The sequence below is a fragment of the Massilia soli genome (assembly GCF_016809835.1).
Taxonomy (GTDB): Bacteria; Pseudomonadota; Gammaproteobacteria; order Burkholderiales; family Burkholderiaceae_D; genus Telluria_A; species Telluria_A soli.
Genome location: NZ_JAFBIL020000004.1, coordinates 499827 through 520906, shown reverse-complemented (window position 1 = coordinate 520906; position 21080 = coordinate 499827). Strand labels below are relative to the sequence as shown.

Genomic DNA, 21080 nt, shown 5'->3' with positions numbered 1-21080 from the left:
AGTTATAAGAGAAAAACCCCCGTAAGCCTTAGCGCGCACAAGTTCGCGCTAAGTGCAAACGGGGGTTTTTTTTCGTCCCGAGAAAAGCGAATATCGTAATGCGGATAGCGTATTTTGGAACAGATGCGCGTTAGCCACACGTGCGACATCGGCCCCGTGCGATAATTCCTGCCGATATGTCGCCTGAGTCAAAATTCTTGACTTGGCCATTTGCCTCTCTGCCCACTCCTCCAACATGCTCGAATCTCAATGCGCGACCTATTTTTTGCCCTCTGGTGAAATCAATGCTCAGCTCTTTGAGAGCAGTCTTGATTGCATCAAGATGGTCGACCTGAACGGCCGCATTGTCCAGATCAATCCCGGTGCAGTGGACGTGCTTGAACTCGAGAGTGCCAACGATATCTGCGGTGGACCCTGGCTTGCGCTGTGGCCCGAGGAGTCCCAAGCGATCGTCTCGGATGCCATCGCCGCCGCCATCCGCGGAGAGCGGACCCAGTTTGCCGCATTTTCTCCGACCGCCAAAGGTGCGCCCCGGTGGTGGGATGTGATCGTCTCTCCAGTGCGCAGCGCGGATGGCAAGATCCATCAACTGATGGCGGTGTCGCGCGATGTCACCGAAATCTACCTTGCGCGTCAGGCCTTGCGCGATGCTGATATCCGCAAGGACGAGTTCCTGGCCATCCTTGCCCACGAGCTGCGTAATCCGCTGTCGGCGGCTGGAATGGCCGCTACCCTCCTGGAAACGCAGGTACTCGATGCAAATCGTACCGTACAAATGGGTAAGTTGATCGGCCGCCAGATTGCACACATGAGCCGCCTGGTGGAAGACCTGATCGACATTTCGCGCGTGTCGCGCGGATTGATTGTGTTGACACGGCAGCCTGTCGACATGCGTTCCGTGATCGAAGACGCGGTAGAACAACTTCACGCTCTCGCCACGGAGAAAGGGCACACGCTCACGCTTCGCATGGCCGAAACGGACTGTACTGTTTCTGGCGACCGCACGCGATTGGTCCAAGTGGTAAGCAATATTTTCGGCAACGCGGTTCGGTACACGCCGGCCGGCGGCCGTATCGAGATTGATATGTCGCGCACACCGGGCTCGGTCGTGATCGCCGTGAGCGACACCGGCGTTGGCATCCATGCGGAACGGATGGCGGAGTTATTTGGCTTGTTCACGCAGGTGAACCGGACGAGCGACCGCAACGGCAGCGGCCTCGGTCTCGGCCTCGCCCTGGTGCAGAAACTTGTGGAGCTTCATGACGGCACGGTGACCGGATACAGTGCCGGCGAGGGGCAGGGAAGTGTCTTCACGGTAACCCTGCCGGCCGCTGAGCGACTGGCCTGACGACCTCAGCGTCCAGCCGCGTTGTCCGCCTCGCTTCCCAGTTCAAGCGCGTAAGCCGCCGCCAGCCTGGCGAACTTCAGTGCGTGAAGCGCCTGGTTTCCGCTGTTGGCGAAGGTATCGTTGACCGTATGAATATGCGGGTTGTCCTTGCGAATCTCGGACTCGAAGGGCATCGACGTCGCGTACCCCTGGGCGTGCCACGCGGCATGGTCTGAGCAGGCATAGCCGCACTTGTCGTAGCCGATGGTCAAGGACGGCAAATACGCCTTTACCAGCCTCGCCAAAAACTGGTTTTGCGGCTCGCTCGTAAAGTCCGTAAAAATATAGATGTCGTTCTCTGACCCCTTGAAGTTGGTCATGTCGAGCTGCATGACACCGACGACGTTGCTGCCGTTCTTCTTATATTCCTGCGCGATTTCCTGCGATCCGCGCAGTCCCACTTCCTCGGCAGCGTAGGCGATCAGCTTGATGGTCCGCCGCGGCGTGTATCCGCCCGCTGCAAGCACGCGCAACACCTCGGTGAGGCCCGCCACGCCGGAAGCATCGTCGTCCGCGCCCGGCGCCCTGGTGCTGTCCTTGGTTCCGAACAGGTTGATCGAATCCAGGTGCGCGCCGACGACGATGATCTCGCCCGCCTTGTCGCTTCCTTCTATGGTCGCGATGACGGAGCGCTGCTGATATCCGACATGGGAAAACTGCGCGACAGAAATATGCGCGCGTCCATTGGACAGCGCAATCCATTTTTCCTTCAGCCAGTGAGAGGCGGCAATTCCTGGCGCGGACGTGTAGTAGCGATTGGCGAAATTGGTCAGGCCGGAAATTGTTTCGCGAATCGACCCTTCCTGCATTTGCTGAAGCAAGGGTACGACGATCGCCTGGTTGGCAATGCCGTAGCCGGGCCGTGTCAGCGATGCGGGCGGCGTCGCGTCGGCCAGTGCCAGGGCGCGGCGCGCGGCGGCTTCGTTTGCGTGGTACATGAAGCCGCCGCAGTGGCGTAGCTCCCGGTGCAGCAGGCCGCTGAGCTTTTCGATGTCGCGGGTCTTCAGCTCCAGCAGGTGCAACTTCTCGGTGCCCGCCATGCCCGCTTCGCGGGTGCCGCGAATCTTTGCGCCAGGTTGCAGTTTGCGGATCTTGGCCACGGCGGCGTCACCGGCAGTGATCCAGCTGGTCGAGGCGGACGCCGCGGAAGCGGCAAACATCAGGCAGGTCAACACGATTAGCGGCTTCATGGGCATCTCCTGAGTTAGTGAGGCAAGGAAATGTTACCAGTGGGGAAGCCACAACTGACGTTGATACGTCAGCAATGCACAGCGTGACAATTGATCGATATCAATCGCCAGGCGATGGGTGCAACTGGCTCAGAACGCCCGCGCCGCTTTCAGCAGCAGGAAGTTGACACCGTCATTCGGCTTCTTGTATCCACCGTTGGAGAAGTGCTGGATTTTCATCCCCACATCCCAACCATTCGCAAGCACATAGCCGGCGCCGATGTGATCGCCGAACTGGAAGTGCGTCGACAGCTGGTTGTCATCGTTGTCGTAACGCTTGGACAACAGGTTCAGGCCGATGCCGCCCTCGGCGTACCAGCCGCGTTGATCATCCGCCTGGAAGCGGAATACCGGCGTAAAGCCGATATTGGTGATGTGCTGGTTGTCTCCAGGAATACCGCGGTAGGCCGTGCCACGCCATTGCGCCAGCGACAAATCCCAGTAACCCGAGAGGTGCGTGCCGTTCGAGACAAACCACTTCTTGTCCCATGGCGACTGCACGCCGAAGCGCACCATGCGTGCCTTCGCGGTGGTCCCGTATTCCAGCGATGCGGTATTGAAATTGAAGTCCGCCGCCAGCGCGGGCGCCGAGACGGCGGCGGCGAGCAATGCCGCCATCGACAGTTTGATTAATTTTGCATGTACCATAGTTGCTTCCACTCGTTGGGTGCGCTGACTCATGCAGCACACGAGCGGGTATTCTACCGATGATCCCGAATCCTTGTTGCCAGCTTCGTAATTGTTAAAATAGTTACATTAGTACATCGAAAGGACCAACTTGATGACGCTGAAAATTGCCTTTTTAGGCATCGGGCTGATGGGTGCCCCGATGGCCGCGCGTTTGCTCGCCAACGGCTTCACCCTCTGCGCCTGGAACCGCACGTTCGACAAAGCGGCCGCATTAGCCAGCCAGGGAGCGCACCCCGAGCCTGACCTGGCGAGCGCCGTGCACGGCGCGGACATCGTCATTTCGATGCTCGAATCGGGCGCCATCGTCGACCAGGTGATTGAGGACGCGCTGCCTGCGCTCCGGCCGGGCACCTTATGGATCGATATGAGTTCGACCCGGCAAGATGAAGCGCAGTCCTTCAGCAGCAAACTCGACGCGCTGGGTTTCCGTTTTCTCGACGCCCCGGTATCCGGCGGCGTGGGGGGCGCGGAGGCGGGCACCCTGGCGATCATGGCGGGGGGCAATATGCATGATTACGCGTTTGCCGAACCGGTCCTGTTGGCAATGGGCCGTCCGACGCTGGTGGGGCCGGCCGGCAGCGGCCAGGTCGCCAAGCTGTGCAACCAGCTGATCGTCGGCGGAACGCTCAACATTGTGGCCGAAGCGTTATTGCTGGCACAGGCGGCTGGCGCCGACCCGGCTGCGGTGCGCGCAGCCATTCGCGGCGGCTTTGCGGAGAGCCGCATTCTCGAGGTGCACGGTCAGCGCATGCTTGAGCGCAATTTCGTTCCAGGCGGACAGGTAAAAACCCAGCTCAAGGACTTGCGCAATGTGCTCGCGGCCGCCAACGACGCCGGTGTCGTGCTGCCGCTCACCGCCCTGGTGACCGAGCACTATCAGTCGATCGCGGCGGAGTTGCCGCGCGCCGACCACGCCGCGGCGCTGCTCGCTTTGGAAAAACGCAACCCGGGCCAGCGTCTTGGCGCCGGCCCCGACCAGCTGCCGCCAGCTTAACGCAGGGGCAGGCTCATCTCGGCGAGGCGCACCCAGTAGCTGGCGCCGACCGGCAGCAGGTTGTCGTTGAAGTCGTAACTCGCGTTGTGCAACTGGCACGGCCCGAGGCCATGTCCGCCCATGCGGTGGTCGCCTTCGCCGTTGCCGATAAATACGTAGCAGCCTGGCTTTTCCTGCAGCATGAACGCAAAGTCTTCCGCACCCATGGTCGGCTCGACGTCGGTGTTGACACGGTCCGCGCCGGCAACCGCCTTCATCGCCTCGACCGCGAACGCCGTCTCCTTCGCATGGTTCACCAGTGGCGGGTAGTTGCGCTTGAAGCCGAAATCGACGCTCGCATTGAAGCCTGTTGCGACGCCATCGGCAATTTCTTGCATGCGGCGCTGGATCAGGTCGAGCACCTCGGTGGTGAAGGTGCGCACGGTGCCGATCAGCACTGCCTCATCCGGAATCACATTGGTCGCGCTGCCCGCATGGATCTGCGTGATCGACAGCACGGCGGTATCGAGCGGATTCTTCTCGCGAGAAATAATGGTTTGCCATGCCTGCGCGATCTGCACCGCGACCATCACCGGATCGACGCCGCGATGCGGCTGGGCGGCATGCGCTCCCTTGCCCTTGACCACGACGCGGAACTCGTTACTCGACGCCATCATCGGCCCGGCAACCACGCCGAAGCTGCCCGCCTCGATGCCTGGCCAGTTGTGCATGCCGTACACGGCGTCCATCGGGAATTGCGTGAACAGGCCGTCGTCCATCATGCGTTTTGCGCCGCCGCCGCCTTCTTCGGCCGGCTGGAAAATCAGGTACACGGTGCCGTCGAAATGGCGGTGCGTCGCCAGGTGGTGTGCGGCACCGAGCAGCATCGCCGTGTGGCCGTCATGGCCGCAGGCGTGCATCTTGCCCGCGTGGCGCGACGCGTGCGCGAAGCTGTTGACTTCTTGCATGGGCAACGCGTCCATATCGGCGCGCAAGCCAATGGCGCGATCGGACGAGCCATTCTTGATGATGCCGACGACCCCGGTGATGCCGAGCCCGCGCACGATGGGGATGCCCCATTCGGTCAGGCGCGCGGCAACGATGTCGGCGGTGCGCTGTTCTTCGTAGCATAGTTCCGGGTGAGCATGCAGGTCCCGCCGTATCTCTTGCAGCTCATGTTGAAATGCGATGATTGGTTCAACGAGTTTCATGATTTCTCCGCAATGCTGGAATGCTAATGAAGCCATTGTAGCCTTCTCATCCACTGTAGGCCAGTGCTGCACATCACTGTAACGACCAGCCCGGAATCGTTTACAGTAACGGTTTCAAGCACGACTATTCGGAACTTCCCCATGACGACCACCCAGGTCCGGGCAACTTGCCCACACGACTGCCCCGACACCTGCGCGTTGCTCATTACGGTCGAGGACGGCGTTGCGACCGAGGTCAAGGGCGACCCGGACCACCCGACCACCGCTGGCGTGCTGTGCACCAAGGTCGCACGATACGCCGAGCGTACTTACCATGAAGAACGCCTGCTGCACCCGATGAAACGGGTCGGCAAAAAGGGCGAGGGCAAGTTCGCACGCATTAGCTGGGACGAGGCGCTCGACACCATCAGCGCGCGCCTGAAAGACATTGCCGCGCGCGACCCGCAAGCGATCCTGCCGTACAGCTACTGCGGCACGATGGGCCTGGTCCAGGGCGAATCGATGTCGCTGCGCTTTTTCCACCAGCTCGGCGCGTCGCTGCTCGACCGCACCATCTGCGCCAGCGCCGGCGCGACCGGCTACAAGTACACCATCGGCGGCTCGATCGGCACCGACATGGAGCAGTTCCAGGATGCCAGGCTGATCATCATCTGGGGCGGCAACCCGATCGCCTCGAACCTGCATTTCTGGACCCGGGCGCAAGAAGCCAAGCGCCGCGGCGCCAGGCTGATCGCGATCGACCCGTACCGCTCGCTGACCGCCGAGAAGTGCCACCAGCACATCGCGCTGCTGCCGGGCACCGATTCGGCGCTCGCGCTGGGCATGATGCACGTGCTGATCCGCGACGACCTGCTCGACCATGATTACATCGCCCGGCACACGCTCGGCTTCGCGCAGCTCAAGGACCGCGCCGCCGAATGGACGCCGGAGCGCACCGCGACTACCTGCGGCATCTCGGCCGGCGAAGTGGTGAACCTGGCGCGCGAGTACGGCGCGGCCGCGGCAAGCAGCGGCGGCGCCGCCGCGATCCGCGTCAACTACGGCGTGCAGCGCGTGCGCGGCGGCGGCATGGCGGTACGCGCGATCGCCTGCCTGCCGGCGCTGGTGGGCGCCTGGCGCCACCCGGCCGGCGGCATCCAGCTGTCGTCGTCGGGCACCTTCCCGACCAACAAGCCTAAGTTGCAGCGCCCCGACCTGCTGAACGGACGCCGCGCGCGCACCATCAACATGACCACCATCGGCGACGACCTGCTAAAGGACAGCTCGCCGGAGTTCGGCCCGAAGGTCGAAGCGGTCATCGTCTACAACGCCAACCCGGTCGCGATTGCGCCGGACTCCGGCAAGGTGATGCGCGGCTTCGAACGCGAAGACCTGTTCACGGTCGTGATGGAGCACTTCCAGACCGACACCGCCGACTACGCCGACATCCTGCTGCCGGCCACTACCCAGCTCGAACACGTCGACACGCACACCTCGTACGGCCACTTGTACATGATGGCCAATAACGCGGCGATTGCGCCGATGGGCGAAGCGAAAGCCAACACGGAAGTGTTCCGCCTGCTGGCCGCGCGCATGGGGTTCAACGCCCCGATCTTCCGCGAGACCGACGATGAACTGGCCGCGCAAGCCTTCGACAAGACCCACCCGCGCGCGGTGCACTTCGACTGGGAGTCGCTCAAGCGCACCGGCTGGCAGAAGCTCAACATGCCGGCCGCGCCGTTTGCCGAAGGCGGCTTCCCTACGCCGTCGGGCAAATGCGAGTTCTACTCGGACACCATGCTGGCCGATGGGCTCGATCCGCTGCCAGCCTACATCGCGCCGTACGAATCGATCGCCTCGAACCCGCAGCTGGCCGCGAAGTACCCGCTGGCGATGATCTCGCCGCCGGCGCGCAACTTCCTCAACTCGACCTTCGTGAACGTCAAGAGCCTGCGCTCGGCCGAAGGCGAGCCGCACCTCGACATCCACCCGCATGACGCCGCCGCGCGCGGCATCGCGCATGGCGACATGGCGCGCATCTTCAACGACCGCGGGACTTTTGTCGCGCGCGCCCGGGTCACCGACAAGGCGCGACAGGGCCTGGTGGTCGGCCTGTCGGTTTGGTGGAAGAAGCTGGTCACCGACGGCAAGAATGCCAACGAAGTTACCAGCCAGCGCCTGACCGACATGGGCCGCGCGCCAACCTTCTACGACACGCTGGTCGAGGTTCAGAAACACGCCGCATAAGGACAGGAACTGCCGACATGAATACCCGGACCCTCAGGCACATCGCGCTTGCGGGCATCGCAGCGGGCCTGCTGGCCAGCTGCTCGAGCCTGAACTACTACGCGCAGGCCGCGCGCGGACAGGTGCAGCTGTTGTCCGACGCGCGCCCGATCGAAGACTGGCTGGCCGATAACGGTACCGACTCCAGGCTGCGCGTGCGGCTCGCCACGGCGCGCCAGATCCGCAGCTTCGCCGTCAAGGAACTTGGCCTGCCCGACAACGGCAGCTACAAGAACTATGCCAGGCTGTCGCGGCCCTACGTCCTGTGGAACATCGTCGCCACGCCAGAGCTGTCGCTCAAGCCCTTGCAGTGGTGCTTCCCGGTGGCCGGCTGTGTCAACTACCGCGGCTACTACAGCAAGGACGAGGCCCAGGCCTACGCCCAGGAGCTGCGCGCCGGCGGCCACGACGTCCAGGTCGGCGGCGTTCCGGCCTACTCCACGCTGGGCTGGTTCAACGACCCGCTGATCTCGACGTTCATACACTATCCCGACGCCGAACTGGCGCGGCTGATCTTCCATGAGCTGTCGCACCAGGTCCTCTACGTACAGGGCGATTCGCAGTTCAACGAGTCGTTCGCCAGCGCGGTCGAAGAGGCCGGCGTCGAGCGCTGGCTGAACGGCTTCGGCAACGACAAGATGCGTGAGAACTACGCCAAATTCGCGGCGCGCAAAAAGGACTTCGTCAAACTGCTGCTCGAATACCGCCGCGCCCTTGAAATAAACTATGCATCGAAGGCGCCAGCGAGCGCCAAGCGCGCCACCAAGGCGCGCCTGTTCGTCCAACTGAAGGACGACTACGTGCTGCTCAAGCAATCATGGGGCGGCTTTGCCGGATATGACCGCTTTTTCGCCGAGCCGCTCTCCAACGCCCACCTGGCCTCGATTGCCACCTATACCGACTTCGTGCCTGCCTTCCGCGCCCTGATGGCGCGCGAGAAGACCTTCAACGGCTTTTACGCAGCCGCCCGCGAACTTGCCAGGCTCGACAAGGCCGAACGCCATCGCCGCCTGAAGGCGCTTACCCCGCCTGCATGACATCGCACTCTGCTGCGCCGCATCAATCCCCAGCAGGTAGAGTCATTGCTCAAATACCAGCAAAAGCGCTTGCGTAAGGCCTCGCTGACCGATAGCATCACAATGGGAGTAGTCATGCGCCTGCACGATCAGGCCAGACGCATCTTCAACTGGCCGTTGCGCCAGTTCCAATAACGATAAAGATGAGACGAGGCAGACATGGATAAATTTTGGTTGAAGTCATACCCCCCTGGCGTTCCCGCCGAGATTGACCCGGATCAGTACCGGTCGCTGGTCCAGATGTTCGAGGAATCGTTTCAGAAGTTCGGTGACCGCAATGCCTACGTCTGCATGGACAAGTTCCTCACTTATTCGGAACTGGACGCCCAGTCGAAGAAGATGGCCGCCTGGCTGCAAAGCCGCGGCCTGAAGAAGGGCGCCCGCGTCGCCGTGATGATGCCAAACGTGCTGCAGTACCCGATCGCGATCACCGCGATCTTGCGCGCCGGCTACACCGTCGTCAACGTCAACCCGCTGTACACCCCGCGCGAACTGGAACACCAGCTGTCCGACTCCGGCAGCGAGGCGATCATCGTGCTCGAGAACTTCGCCAACGTGCTGCAGCAGGTGCTCACCAAGACCCCGGTCAAGCACATCGTCGTGGCCAGCATGGGCGAAATGCTCGGCGGCGCCAAAGGCATGCTGGTCAACTTCGTGGTCCGCAATGTCAAGAAGATGGTCCCTGAGTTCGCGCTGCCGAACGCCGTCAAGTTCAAGGACGCGCTGTCGCAGGGCGAACGCATGACCTTCAGCCCGGTCGAAGCCACCAGCGCCGATGTCGCCTTCCTTCAGTATACCGGCGGCACCACCGGCGTATCGAAAGGCGCCACGCTCACGCACCGCAACATCATCGCCAACATTTTGCAGACCGAAGTGTGGGCCAAGCCGGCGCTGGAGAAGCCGCCGGTCATCGAGCAGATGACCATCGTCTGCGCGCTGCCGCTGTACCATATCTTCGCGCTGACGGCCTGCGCGATGTGGGGCACCCGCGTCGGCGCGCTCAACATCCTGATCCCGAATCCGCGCGACATCGGCGGCTTCATCAAGGAACTGCAGAAGTACAAGTTCAACATGCTGCCGGCGGTGAACACGCTGTACAACGCGCTGCTGAACCATCCCGAGTTCGAGAAGATCGATTTCAGCGCGCTCAAGCTGTCCAACGGCGGCGGCATGGCGGTGCAGCAGGCCGTCAACGACAAGTGGAAGAAAGCCACCGGCACCTCGATCATCGAAGGCTACGGCTTGTCCGAAACCTCGCCTGTGGCGACCTGCAACCGCGCCGACATGACCGAATTCACCGGTACCATCGGCCTGCCGGTGCCATCGACCGACATCGCCATCATCGACGATAACGGCCAGCCGGTGCCGCTGGGCGAACCGGGCGAGATCGCGATCCGCGGCCCGCAGGTCATGGCAGGCTACTGGAACCGTCCGGACGAAACCGCCAAGGTCATGACGCCCGACGGCTACTTCAAATCGGGCGACGTCGGCGTGATGGACGCGAACGGCTACGTCAAGATCGTCGACCGCAAGAAGGACATGATCCTGGTGTCGGGCTTTAACGTCTATCCGAACGAACTCGAAGGCGTGATCGCGATGCATCCGGGCGTGCTCGAATGCGCCGTGATCGGCGTCGAGGACGAACACTCGGGCGAAGCGGTCAAGGCCTTCGTGGTGCGCAAGGACCCGAACCTGACCTCGGCCCAGCTGATGGGCTACTGCAAGGAACAGCTCACCGGCTACAAGAAACCGAAGTACATCGAGTTCCGCGACGAACTGCCGAAGACAAACGTTGGTAAAATCCTGCGCCGCGTACTTCGCGACGAGCAGAAGAAGACGGAAAAGCAGGCGGCATAACACGGTGGACCGATTGGACCGCCCGCATGCGGGCGGTCTTTTCATTTATGAATCAACAAATTACAGAGGCATCAGAGATGGACAAGTTTTGGCTAAGTCAGTATGAACCGGGCGTGCCGGCGGAAATCGACATCACGCAGTACCGGTCGCTGTCTCACCTGCTGGAAGAGTCGTTCCGCAAGTACGCGGACCGCAAGGCCTACGTCTGCATGGACAAGGCCATCACCTTCCGCGAGCTTGACCAGATGTCGCAGCAGATGGGCGCGTGGCTGCAATCGCGCGGCATGAAGCAGGGCGCGCGCGTGGCCATCATGATGCCTAACGTGCTGCAGTATCCGGTGGCGCTGGCCGCCGCGCTGCGCGCCGGCTACACCGTCGTCAACGTCAACCCGCTGTACACCGCGCGCGAACTGCAGCACCAGCTGATCGACTCCGGCGCCGAAGCCATCATCGTGCTGGAGAACTTCGCGCACACGGTCGAACAGGTGCTCGAGAAAACCAGCGTCAAGCACGTGGTCGTCGCGACCATGGGCGACCTGCTCGGCGGCCTGAAAGGCGCCATCGTCAACTTCGTGGTCCGCAAGGTCAAGAAGCTGGTGCCGGCGTTTTCGCTGCCGACCGGCGTGGGCTTCAACAAGGTGCTGTCGGAAGGCTCGCGCCTGCCGTTCAAGGCCGCCACGCTGGGCCATGACGATATCGCCTTCCTGCAGTACACCGGCGGCACCACCGGCGTATCGAAAGGCGCCGTGCTCCTGCACCGCAACGTCATCGCGAACGTGCTGCAGAACGAAGCCTGGCTAGCACCGTCCCTGAAGACCCTGCCCGAGGGGACCGAACCGCAGTTTGCATGCGCGCTGCCGCTGTATCACATCTATTCGCTGACTGTCTGCGCGCTGATGGGCATGCGGCTGGGCGGCATGAATGTGCTGATCCCGAACCCGCGCGACATTCCGGGTTTTGTAAAGGAACTGGGCAAGTACAAGATCAACATCTTCCCGGCCGTGAACACCTTGTACAACGCGCTGCTGAACAACGCCGAATTCGCCAAGCTCGACTTCTCGAGCTACAAGGTCTGCAACGGCGGCGGCATGGCCGTGCAGCGCCCGGTCGCCGACAAATGGCTGGCGCTGACCGGCACCGCGATCGTCGAAGGCTACGGCCTGTCGGAGACCTCGCCGGTGGTGACCGCCAACCGCTGCGACATCAAGGAATTCACCGGCACCATCGGCCTGCCGTATCCAAACACGGAAATCGTCATCCTCGACGACGACGGCAACCCGGTACCGCTTGGCACCGCGGGTGAAATCGCGGTGCGCGGCCCGCAGGTGATGGCCGGCTACTGGAAGCGCGACGACGAAACCGCCAGGGCGATGACCGCCGACGGCTTCTTCAAGACCGGCGACGTCGGCATCATGGACGAACGCGGATACACGCGCATCGTCGACCGCAAGAAGGACATGATTTTGGTGTCGGGCTTTAACGTGTATCCGAATGAAGTCGAAGAAGTCGTGGCGGGCCACCCAGGCGTGCTGGAAGTGGCCTGCATCGGCGTGCCAGACGCCTCGTCGGGCGAGGCAGTGAAGCTGTTCGTGGTCCGCAAGGACCCGAACCTGACCGCCGAGCAGATCAAGGACTACTGCAAGGAGCAGCTAACCGGGTACAAGAAGCCAAAGTACATCGAGTTCCGCACCGAGCTGCCGAAGACGAACGTCGGCAAGATCCTGCGCCGCGAGCTGCGCGACAGCAAAGCCAGCTAGTGTCGTTTTAGAAGCTACAGCCACAAGGAAATCGGCAATGCAGGCCAACGTCGCCCCTGCGCAGGCAGGGGCCCATACGAATCGTGCCGAGTATGGACCCCTGCCTTCGCAGGGGCGACGTTAAGTCTTGCATTCCAAGTCTCAATGTCGCGATTTCTGTGAGCGCCCCGAACCCGATTGATGCAACGGCACTGTCAACAAGATTATTCCGGACAGCAGTGCGCGTGCGCGGGAACGACGGCTATTTGATTGCAATGGTCCGGCGTGCCGCGTCGCTGGCAGGCGCCAGGAACGTCAGCGCCTTGCTGGCGGCCTGGTAGTCGTACTGCACCGCGCGGCCATCCACCTCGACCCGCTCAGGCCTGGCGCCGACATTGTGAACCACCATCGACAGCGCACGCTCGACGCGGCGCTGGTTTGCGCCGGTCTCGGTGGCGACGCTGATCTCAAGTAGCTTGCCGCTCGCGCGGCTGGCGAACTGCAGCAGTTCATACCTGCCTTTCTCGAAAGCCTCCGGCGTTTCGCCATCGTCCTCATACATCTTGCCGCTGCCCGCCGCGACCGAACTGTCATGGTAGTAGTGCAGCTCGATGGCCTTCCCCGTGTAGTCGCGCGTGCTCTGCATGGCAGGCGCCATCGGGATGAACGCGCCGGCGCGCACGAACACGGGAATACGGTCCGCCGACAGGGCTACTACCGCCGTGCTGCCGGCTTCATGGCGCTGGCCCGTGTAGAAGTCGAACCACGCCGCCGTGGCCGGGAAGTAGACCTCCTGCGCGGCCTTCTTCGCTTCCAGCACCGGGCTGACCAACATGTCGTTCCCCCACAGGTAAGTCGACGACAGCTCGCGCACCTTGGCGTTGTGCGGCTCCTCGAACATCAGTGGCCGCATCAGCGGCAAGCCCGCCTGGTTGTTGTCGAACGCCGCCGTGTAGTTGTACGGCAGCAGGCGGTAGCGCAGGCGGATCGCCTCGCGCGCCAGCGCCAGTGCAGCGGGCGAGCGGAATACCGGTTCGGATGCCACGTCTTCCTGCGCGTGCGGGCGGTAGATTGGCTGGAACACGCCGTACTGCAGCCAGCGCACGTAAAGCTCGTCGTCGAGGGTCGCACCGGCGAAGCCGCCGAGGTCCGAATGCATGTACGCCGCCCCCTGCATCCCCATCTGCAGCGAGATCTCCGGCTGCGGCTTGAGTCCATCCCAGCTGCGGCTGACATCGCCCGACCACGGGATCAGCCCGAAGCGCTGAGAGCCCGAATAACCGGAGCGCATCAGGATGAAGGGCCGCTGGTTCGGGAAGTCCTTGCGGTAGCCCTCGTAGACCAGACGTGCCCATTCGTGGCCGTAGATGTTGTGCACCTGCGCCGCGCTGCCGCCGACATGGCGGGTCGCATCCGGGTGCACTTCCGGCTCGCCCAGGTCGCCCCACCATCCTGCCACGCCCAGCGGCGTCAACTCTTTGTAGATATCCCAGAACCAGCTGCGCGCGAGCGGGCTGGTGATGTCGATCAGGCCGGTATTGCCGAAGTAGAAGTCATAGCGGAACGGCGCGCCCTTGTCGTCCGTCGCGAGAACCTTGCGGTCGACTGCTTCCTGCCAGCGGGTCGACGCGGTCAGCACGAAGGGCTCGGTGATCAGGATGGTCTTGACGCCCTTGGCGGAAAAGTCGGCCATCATCTCGCGCGGCTTCGGAAACTGCGCTTTGTTGAAGCTGAAGTTACCCATTGAGCCGCGCATGTCCGGACCAAACCAATACAGGTCGAACACGATGGCGTCGAGCGGCACCTTTTCGGCGATGAATTTGTCGACCGTGGCGCGCGCTTGCGCTTCGGAGCGATAGCCGAAGCGGCTGGCGAAGTTACCGAAGGCCCAGCGCGGCGGCAGCGGCTGGCGCCCGGTCAGGCTGGTGTATTCGTAGGTGAGCTGTTCCCAGCTGTCGCCGGCGATCACCTGGTATGCCTTGCGTCCGCTGGACGGCTCGAACGACAGCACATTGGCTTTCTTTGCGTCGAGGTCGAGGAAGCCGGTGGTCGGATTGTCGAAGTGGACCATGTACATCTTCGAGGACAGCACCAGCGGCATCCCGTAGCTCATTTGCTCGGACTTCTGGCCGTATCCGTAGTGCGCCTTGTTATACAGCGGCAGGCGGTGGCCGCGGCGGTTCATGCCAAGGGCGCGCGCGCCGCCGCCATACAGGGCTTCGTCGGGCGTCAGCGCGAAATCGATCGATTCGCTCTTGCCCTGGCGCGTGTAGCCGTTCTTCTCGGCGACCAGCGGCCGGCCCTTGTACGCATAGCTGATGCCGAACGGCGCGCGCGTGATTGTGGCGCTGATGCCGGCGGTAGCGAATTCTGCGGCGCTACCCGACGTAGTCAGACTACCTTTTGCCATCGGCGCCATCACCACCGCATGCGAGCGCGGATCGTGCTGCTCGCCTCTCGGCACGAACACGGTTTCCATGATCCGGTCGGAGTAGGGCGTGATCAGATACACCCCGTCGTTGGTGACTACCTCCAGCCGGTTCCCTTTCTGTTCAATGCGTTCTACTGTACGGCTGCTGTTTTGTGCGAAGGCAAGCGAGGGAAGCACCAGCAGCAAGGCTGCCGTGCTTAGCGTGGATCTGATCATGGGAAGTCGGGCCGGATTTAAGAGAATGTAGTAAATGTACAGCAAACGCGCCGTTTTTGTCATGGCAAGCTTCAGCGTTGTCAGCGTCGGAAGCTTGCTTTTTGCGCTACACTGCCTCTGCTTCCAATGTCTGATCCCCGATGAAAATTTCACACACACTTCCACGCTGGTCCATCGCCGCGCCGATTATCTGCTGGATATTACTGGCTGGATTGGCCGCTGGTGCCGGAGACGCTTTCGGCATCTACTACATGGCTGTCCTGGTGGCAGGCCTTTTTGGCGGCGTGCTGGCTGCTGTGTTCCACGCCGAGGTTGTCGCGCACAAGGTGGGCGAACCGTATGGCACGCTGGTCTTGGCGCTTGCGGTGACGGCGATCGAGGTGGCGCTGATCGTGTCGCTGATGATTGCAGGCGGTGAAGCGACGTCTGGCCTCGCGCGCGATACCGTGTTTGCCGCCGTCATGATCATCTTGAACGGCATGGTCGGCCTGTGCATCCTGGCCGGCGCGGGCCGGCACGGCGAACAGACGTTCGGCCTGTACGGCGTGTCCGCCGCGCTCGCGACGCTGGCGGCGATCTCGGTACTCACGATGGTGCTGCCGAATTACACCACCACCACGGTCGGCCCGTCATACAGCGCCAGCCAGCTGGCTTTTATCGCGGTCATTTCGCTCGTACTCTATGGAACGTTTGTGCTCGTGCAAACCGTGCGCCACCGCGATTACTTCCTGCCTGAAGCCGCTCCCGGCGACGAAGATGTGCATGCGCCGCCACCGCCAGCGAAGTTGGCGTGGATCAGCGCCGCCTTGCTGCTGACCTGCCTGGCAGGCGTTGTCTTGCTGGCGAAGGCACTGTCGCCAACACTGGAGGCGGCGGTCATCGCCGCCGGTGCGCCCAAGGCCCTGGTCGGCATCATCATTGCCGCCGTGGTTCTCTTACCAGAAGGGATTGCCGCGTATCAGGCGGCCCGCGCCAATCGCCTGCAGACCAGCCTGAACCTGGCGCTCGGATCGGCCCTTGCCAGTATCGGCCTGACGATTCCCGCGGTGGCGATCGTCTCGCTGGCGACCGGCTGGACGCTGTCCCTCGGCATCGATGTCAAGTCGACCGTGCTGCTGGGCTTGTCGATCATTGTCGCCACGCTGTCGCTCGGCACCGGCCGGACCACTGTCATGCAAGGTACCGTGCACTTGGTGATTTTCGTGGTCTACCTGTTCACGACCATCGTTCCGTAAGCACTACCTGATGACGTGCGTCATTAACGGATGATTTCTCTGCGGTCGACGGCGAAGTTGAAATACCAAGCCCACGAGCGCCAAGCCAACCAGTGGCAAGGTAGCCGGCTCGGGTATGTTGACTTCCTTGAAGAAACCACTGCCACCGGCGCAATGCATGTAGCAACCCGGCCAGTCGCTGCTGAGCGTGATTATGTTGCCATTTTCCATGAGCATATTCGTATCCCAGTTCCAAAGGTAAAGGCTGAGATCTGTAATGCGGCGACCTGTGATGGAAAAGCTTATCTCAAACGTTGTATCAGCCCAGGTTTCCATCAGACCATGGCCGGCAATGGGATCAATATACAGGCCGTATGGCCGCTCATTGGCCCCGAACTCGAACCGTAGGATCGGGCTGGAGGGGTCGGAAAAGCTGCAGGGATCTTGATTGCAACTGGTTCTCACGGAATAGCTCGCTCCTCCGTCGCGGAACGCTGCATCCGTAATTAACAGCGATCCCCACGACCGGTGAATGGTCGCGGACGGCTTGGTCATCTGCCAGGTGTAAAGCACGCTGGCTGATGCCTGGACGGATACCATGAGGAGGAAGCACACAAGCAGACGTGACACGAATCGCATTTTATTTGCCGGGTAATTGATCTGAATCAATAACCGCAAGTAGCGTGCCAACGTAATTTCGGCCTGAAAAAACAATGGCTTAGTCAAAATTATGTCGGGAATTCTTGTAGAGTGTAAAGACTGTCGACGCTTCTTATGCTAGCCGAATATCGGTAGAACCCCCGACGAAGACGCAAAAGTTCAGCTACGGACAGCGCCAGGCCGGCCATTTTCGACGCGGAACTGGGCCAGGGTAGACGCGCCTGAATCTGCCAGCCTGACGTCGTCCAGGCCCACGAAAATCGCCTTGGTCGCGGCCGGACTCACCTCCATCAGCATGAAGCCGCGCTTGTCGCTACGTCCGTATTTCACGTGCGGGTTCATGTCGACAAACTGCAGCGTGCGCGACTGCGGCCGCGAGCTTGATGTCACGGACGTGCCGCAAAACTCGGTCGCCAGTACCGGATTCTGTGGTGACGGCGGACGGTTGAAGTCGAGTTTCAGGTCGGTCGCATAAAAAGTGTGCACATCGCCTGCCAGCACAATCGGATTGGCTGCGCCCGTGCCCTGCAGCGCTTTGAACAGCCGGTCGCGCGCAGCCGGATAACCATCCCAGCCGTCATTCCAGAACCGGCCGTCATCGGGCCGGATGATCGGCACCTGGCTCGATTGCGCCATCGGCGTTTGCTGGACGAGGAAGTTCCAGCGCGCTGCCGAGGTCTTCAAACCGTTCTGCAGCCATGCTTCCTGGTCGGCTCCCAGCATGCTGCGCGACTGGTCGCGCAGCCCGTTGCAGTTCGTGCGCAGTACCGACGTCGATCCCCCGCGGCCCTTCGGCTGGCAGGCGTGCGTGGCGCGGTACTGGCGGTCATCGAGCACATGCAGGCGCGCCAGCCGCCCCCAGTCGAAGCGGTCGTAGATGCGCAGCTTGCCGAAGTCGCTGCGGCCCGCAGGCGCGACCCGCAGCGGCATGTGTTCGTAAAATGCCTGGTACGCGGCCGCGCGGCGCTGGGAAAACAGGGGGCTGAGGCGCTCGTCTCGGTCGCCCGCGTAGTCGTTTGCCACTTCATGGTCGTCCCAGGTCACGATCCACGGCGCGGCGCGGTGCGCGGACTGCAGGTCAGGGTCGCTCTTGTACTGCGCATAGCGCGCCCGGTACTCGGCCAGTGAAAAGCTTTCATCGACGCGCAGTGCGCGCGACGGATGCTTCAGATGATATGGACCCCACTCGTAGATGTAATCGCCGAGGAAAGCGACCAGGTCGGGCGCCGCATTGGCGATGTGGCGGTGCGCGGCAAAGCTGCCGAACTCCCAGTGCTGGCACGAGGCGACCGCCATTTTCAGCATCGCCGGCATCGAATCGGCGGCCGGCGCGGTGCGGGTGCGGCCAACCGGGCTCACCGCGTCGCCCAGCATGAACCGGTACCAGTACCAGCGGCCCGGTTCGAGTCCGGTCGCGTCCACATGCACGCTGTGGCCCAGCGCCGGAACCGCGCTGGCGCTGCCCTTCGCCGCGATGCGGGAAAATGCCTCGTCGTGCGCGACTTCCCAGCGCACCGGGAACGCGACCTGCGGCGTGGCCGCGGCCTGCAAGGGATCGGCCAGGATGCGGGTCCAGAGAATGACAGAATGGGGCAGCGGCGAGCCGGATGCGACGCCCAGGCTGAACGGGTAGGCGCCGCCCAACGCCGCCTGCGCAGCGGGGGGCCGCGGCGCGCACGCGGCGAGCACGGCCATTTGGCCGGCGCCAGCCAGGAAAATTCGTCGCTGCTGGTCCATTAGCGCCCCGTTACCGGCCCATCAAGGATTCGAGCGGCGGCAGCTGGCGCGGTTTGCGGTCCTCGCCGGTAGCGACATAGGTGAGGGTTGCTTCGGTGACCTTGACGGTATCCGCCTGTAGCCGGTTACGCTCGGCGTAAACTTCGACATACACGGTGATCGACGTGTTCCCGACTTTGACGATATCGGCATAAAAAGACAGCAGGTCGCCGACGAACACGGGGTTTTTGAAGACAAAGGAATTGACGGCGATGGTCGCGACGCGGCCATTCGCGCGGCGGGTGGCGGGCAGCGACCCGGCGATGTCGACCTGTGCCATGATCCATCCGCCAAACACGTCGCCGTATACATTGGCATCGGAAGGCGCCGGCATCACGCGCAGCTGAGGCATCTTGCCTACTGGGAGCAACATGTTTTCAGGGCAGGGAGCGGCGTTCTCGGGCTTGGTCATCTTGAATTCTCGTGAAAGGCTACAATCGAACCCGATTGAACCATAAAACACTGAGCTCTGCCATGCGCCGCCATTCCACCAGTTCCACCGCCCCCGTGCCCCCTGCCGATCCGAACGCCCCGAAACCCAACGACTGGGCGACACTGAAAACGCTGCTGCCTTACCTGTGGGTCTACAAATGGCGCGTGGTCGCCGCGATGGCATGCCTGATCGGCGCCAAGATCGCCAACGTCGGCGTGCCGCTGATTCTCAAGCAGCTGATCGACCACCTGACCATCAGCCCCACGGACCCCAAAGCGCTGCTCGTGCTGCCGCTCGGGATCCTGGTCGCCTACGGCGCGCTGCGGCTATCGACCACCATCTTCACCGAGCTGCGCGAGTTCCTGTTTGCGCGCGTGACGCAGCGCGCCGTGCGCACCATCGCTCTGCGCGTGTTCCGCCACCTGCACGCGCTGTCGCTGCGCTTCCACCTGAATCGCCAGACCGGCGGCATGACGCGCGATATCGAGCGCGGCACGCGCGGCGTCAGTTCGCTGATCTCGTTTACGCTGTTTAACATCCTGCCAACGCTGGTCGAAATCTCGCTGGTGCTGGGTTACCTGATCATCAACTACGACATCTGGTTCACCGTGATCACGGTGGTGGCGCTGGCCAGCTACATCACCTTCACGATCCTGGTGACCGACTGGCGCACCCACTTCCGCCGCACGATGAACGACCTCGATTCGAAGGCCAACACCAAGGCGATCGACTCGCTGATCAACTACGAAACCGTCAAGTACTTCGGCAACGAAGACTACGAAGCGAGGCGCTACGACGAAGGGCTCAAGAGCTTCGAAAATGCGGCAGTGAAGTCGCAGTCGTCGCTGTCGGTGCTCAATACCGGGCAGTCGCTGATCATTGCCACCGCCGTCACGCTGATCCTGTGGCGCGCGACCGAAGGCGTCATCGCCGGCACCATGACACTGGGCGACCTCGTGCTGGTCAACACCTTCATGATCCAGCTGTACATTCCGCTCAACTTCCTCGGCGTGATCTACCGCGAGATCAAGCAAAGCCTGGCCGATATGGAGAAGCTGTTCAGCCTGCTGGAGCAGAACCGCGAGGTGGCCGATGCCGCCGATGCCAAGCCGCTGCAGACCCAGGGCGCACGCGTCACGTTCTCGAATGTCGCCTTCAGCTACGACCCGAAACGCCAGATCCTGTTCGACATCGACTTTACGGTTGCGGCGGGCACGACGACGGCGGTGGTGGGGCACAGCGGGTCGGGCAAATCGACCCTGTCGCGATTGCTGTTCCGCTTCTATGACGTCAACAGCGGCAGCATCACCATCGATGGCCACGACCTGCGCGACGTCACGCAGGAGTCGCTGCGCCACGCGATCGGCATCGTGCCGCAGGATACGGTGCTGTTCAACGACAGCATCGAGTACAACATCGCCTACGGCAAGCCGGGAGCGACCAAGGACGAGATCATCGCCGCGGCACGGGCGGCGTCTATCCACGACTTCATCGAAAGCCTGCCGGACGGCTATGCAACCACGGTCGGCGAGCGCGGCCTGAAGCTGTCGGGCGGCGAGAAGCAACGCGTGGCGATTGCGCGCACCTTGCTGAAAAACCCGGCGATCCTGATATTTGACGAAGCCACGTCGGCGCTCGATTCAAAAGCCGAGCAGGCGATCCAGGCGGAATTGAAGGAAATTGCGAAGAGCCGCACCACGCTGGTGATCGCGCACAGGCTGTCGACGGTGGCCGACGCGCAGCAGATCCTGGTGCTGGATCATGGACGGATCGTCGAGCGTGGAACGCATCAGCAGCTGCTGGCGGCGAATGGCTTGTATGCGCAGATGTGGGAGAGGCAGCAGGCGAGGAAGGATGAGGAGCTCAAGTCGCCCGTTGAGGAGCTGGAGTGACGTAGGGCGGACAAGCCCGAAGGGCGCCTCCGCC

General features: G+C 62.4%; 15 protein-coding genes. 8 read left to right on the top strand and 7 right to left on the bottom strand.

Features of this window, described 5'->3' with window-relative positions:
* Window positions 1–235: 235 nt before the first annotated feature.
* A complete protein-coding gene (locus I4X03_RS12575; RefSeq protein ID WP_223468563.1) occupies window positions 236–1348 on the top strand; it encodes a sensor histidine kinase in 1113 nt (370 codons plus the stop codon).
* Window positions 1349–1353: 5 nt separating this feature from the next.
* Here the strand turns inward: I4X03_RS12575 and I4X03_RS12570 are convergent, their stop codons facing one another.
* Together I4X03_RS12570 and I4X03_RS12565 are read right to left on the bottom strand one after the other, a co-directional pair.
* Entirely contained in the window at window positions 1354–2487 is a 1134-nt protein-coding gene (locus tag I4X03_RS12570) for a M20/M25/M40 family metallo-hydrolase (protein ID WP_223468562.1), read from the bottom strand.
* A 219-nt stretch (window positions 2488–2706) separates the two neighbouring features.
* Window positions 2707–3297, bottom strand: coding sequence for an acyloxyacyl hydrolase (locus I4X03_RS12565; protein WP_223468561.1), 591 nt, complete (start codon window positions 3295–3297; stop codon window positions 2707–2709).
* Window positions 3298–3397: 100 nt separating this feature from the next.
* On the opposite strand from I4X03_RS12565, the gene I4X03_RS12560 reads away from it, so the two are divergent.
* Entirely contained in the window at window positions 3398–4300 is a 903-nt protein-coding gene (locus I4X03_RS12560) for an NAD(P)-dependent oxidoreductase (RefSeq protein ID WP_223468560.1), read from the top strand.
* Here the strand turns inward: I4X03_RS12560 and I4X03_RS12555 are convergent.
* On the bottom strand, window positions 4297–5490 hold the full coding sequence (locus I4X03_RS12555; protein ID WP_223468559.1) for a M20 aminoacylase family protein: 1194 nt from the start codon (window positions 5488–5490) through the stop codon (window positions 4297–4299). The genes I4X03_RS12560 and I4X03_RS12555 overlap by 4 nt on opposite strands.
* Before the next feature lie 141 nt (window positions 5491–5631).
* Between I4X03_RS12555 and I4X03_RS12550 the strand changes: the two genes are divergently transcribed.
* From I4X03_RS12550 to I4X03_RS12535, 4 genes are all read left to right on the top strand, one after another.
* Window positions 5632–7716, top strand: coding sequence for a molybdopterin-containing oxidoreductase family protein (locus tag I4X03_RS12550; RefSeq protein WP_223468558.1), 2085 nt, complete (start codon window positions 5632–5634; stop codon window positions 7714–7716).
* Window positions 7717–7733: 17 nt separating this feature from the next.
* A complete protein-coding gene (locus I4X03_RS12545) occupies window positions 7734–8792 on the top strand; it encodes an aminopeptidase (protein ID WP_223468557.1) in 1059 nt (352 codons plus the stop codon).
* A 198-nt stretch (window positions 8793–8990) separates the two neighbouring features.
* Window positions 8991–10688, top strand: coding sequence for a long-chain fatty acid--CoA ligase (locus I4X03_RS12540; protein ID WP_223468556.1), 1698 nt, complete (start codon window positions 8991–8993; stop codon window positions 10686–10688).
* 77 nt (window positions 10689–10765) lie between these two features.
* Entirely contained in the window at window positions 10766–12445 is a 1680-nt protein-coding gene (locus I4X03_RS12535) for a long-chain fatty acid--CoA ligase (protein ID WP_223468555.1), read from the top strand.
* A 241-nt stretch (window positions 12446–12686) separates the two neighbouring features.
* Here the strand turns inward: I4X03_RS12535 and I4X03_RS12530 are convergent, their stop codons facing one another.
* The gene (locus tag I4X03_RS12530) at window positions 12687–15071 is read right to left on the bottom strand and encodes a glycoside hydrolase family 31 protein (protein ID WP_223468554.1); all 2385 of its coding nucleotides are present in this window, start codon (window positions 15069–15071) and stop codon (window positions 12687–12689) included.
* A gap of 140 nt (window positions 15072–15211) precedes the next feature.
* On the opposite strand from I4X03_RS12530, the gene I4X03_RS12525 reads away from it, so the two are divergent.
* Window positions 15212–16306 carry a calcium:cation antiporter gene (locus I4X03_RS12525; protein WP_223468553.1) on the top strand — a complete coding sequence of 365 codons (1095 nt, stop codon included), beginning with the start codon at window positions 15212–15214 and terminating at the stop codon, window positions 16304–16306.
* 3 nt (window positions 16307–16309) lie between these two features.
* Here the strand turns inward: I4X03_RS12525 and I4X03_RS12520 are convergent, their stop codons facing one another.
* The 3 genes from I4X03_RS12520 to I4X03_RS12510 form a co-directional block, all read right to left on the bottom strand.
* The gene (locus I4X03_RS12520) at window positions 16310–17011 is read right to left on the bottom strand and encodes a PEP-CTERM sorting domain-containing protein (protein WP_223468552.1); all 702 of its coding nucleotides are present in this window, start codon (window positions 17009–17011) and stop codon (window positions 16310–16312) included.
* 93 nt (window positions 17012–17104) lie between these two features.
* Window positions 17105–18682, bottom strand: coding sequence for an alkaline phosphatase D family protein (locus I4X03_RS12515; protein ID WP_223468551.1), 1578 nt, complete (start codon window positions 18680–18682; stop codon window positions 17105–17107).
* A 10-nt stretch (window positions 18683–18692) separates the two neighbouring features.
* On the bottom strand, window positions 18693–19133 hold the full coding sequence (locus I4X03_RS12510) for an acyl-CoA thioesterase (RefSeq protein ID WP_223468550.1): 441 nt from the start codon (window positions 19131–19133) through the stop codon (window positions 18693–18695).
* Window positions 19134–19195: 62 nt separating this feature from the next.
* Between I4X03_RS12510 and I4X03_RS12505 the strand changes: the two genes are divergently transcribed.
* Window positions 19196–21046, top strand: coding sequence for an ABCB family ABC transporter ATP-binding protein/permease (locus tag I4X03_RS12505; RefSeq protein WP_223468549.1), 1851 nt, complete (start codon window positions 19196–19198; stop codon window positions 21044–21046).
* Window positions 21047–21080: the final 34 nt, after the last annotated feature.

Excerpts from the sequence above, each read along its gene's own strand:
- I4X03_RS12555 (WP_223468559.1), bottom strand. The coding sequence starts at position 5,490 with ATGAAACTCGTTGAACCAATCATCGCATTTCAACATGAGCTGCAAGAG.
- I4X03_RS12575 (WP_223468563.1), top strand. The coding sequence starts at position 236 with ATGCTCGAATCTCAATGCGCGACCTATTTTTTGCCCTCTGGTGAAATC.
- I4X03_RS12525 (WP_223468553.1), top strand. The coding sequence starts at position 15,212 with ATGAAAATTTCACACACACTTCCACGCTGGTCCATCGCCGCGCCGATT.
- I4X03_RS12565 (WP_223468561.1), bottom strand. The coding sequence starts at position 3,297 with ATGAGTCAGCGCACCCAACGAGTGGAAGCAACTATGGTACATGCAAAA.
- I4X03_RS12535 (WP_223468555.1), top strand. The coding sequence starts at position 10,766 with ATGGACAAGTTTTGGCTAAGTCAGTATGAACCGGGCGTGCCGGCGGAA.
- I4X03_RS12540 (WP_223468556.1), top strand. The coding sequence starts at position 8,991 with ATGGATAAATTTTGGTTGAAGTCATACCCCCCTGGCGTTCCCGCCGAG.
- I4X03_RS12530 (WP_223468554.1), bottom strand. The coding sequence starts at position 15,071 with ATGATCAGATCCACGCTAAGCACGGCAGCCTTGCTGCTGGTGCTTCCC.
- I4X03_RS12550 (WP_223468558.1), top strand. The coding sequence starts at position 5,632 with ATGACGACCACCCAGGTCCGGGCAACTTGCCCACACGACTGCCCCGAC.
- I4X03_RS12505 (WP_223468549.1), top strand. The coding sequence starts at position 19,196 with ATGCGCCGCCATTCCACCAGTTCCACCGCCCCCGTGCCCCCTGCCGAT.
- I4X03_RS12560 (WP_223468560.1), top strand. The coding sequence starts at position 3,398 with ATGACGCTGAAAATTGCCTTTTTAGGCATCGGGCTGATGGGTGCCCCG.
- I4X03_RS12545 (WP_223468557.1), top strand. The coding sequence starts at position 7,734 with ATGAATACCCGGACCCTCAGGCACATCGCGCTTGCGGGCATCGCAGCG.
- I4X03_RS12510 (WP_223468550.1), bottom strand. The coding sequence starts at position 19,133 with ATGACCAAGCCCGAGAACGCCGCTCCCTGCCCTGAAAACATGTTGCTC.
- I4X03_RS12515 (WP_223468551.1), bottom strand. The coding sequence starts at position 18,682 with ATGGACCAGCAGCGACGAATTTTCCTGGCTGGCGCCGGCCAAATGGCC.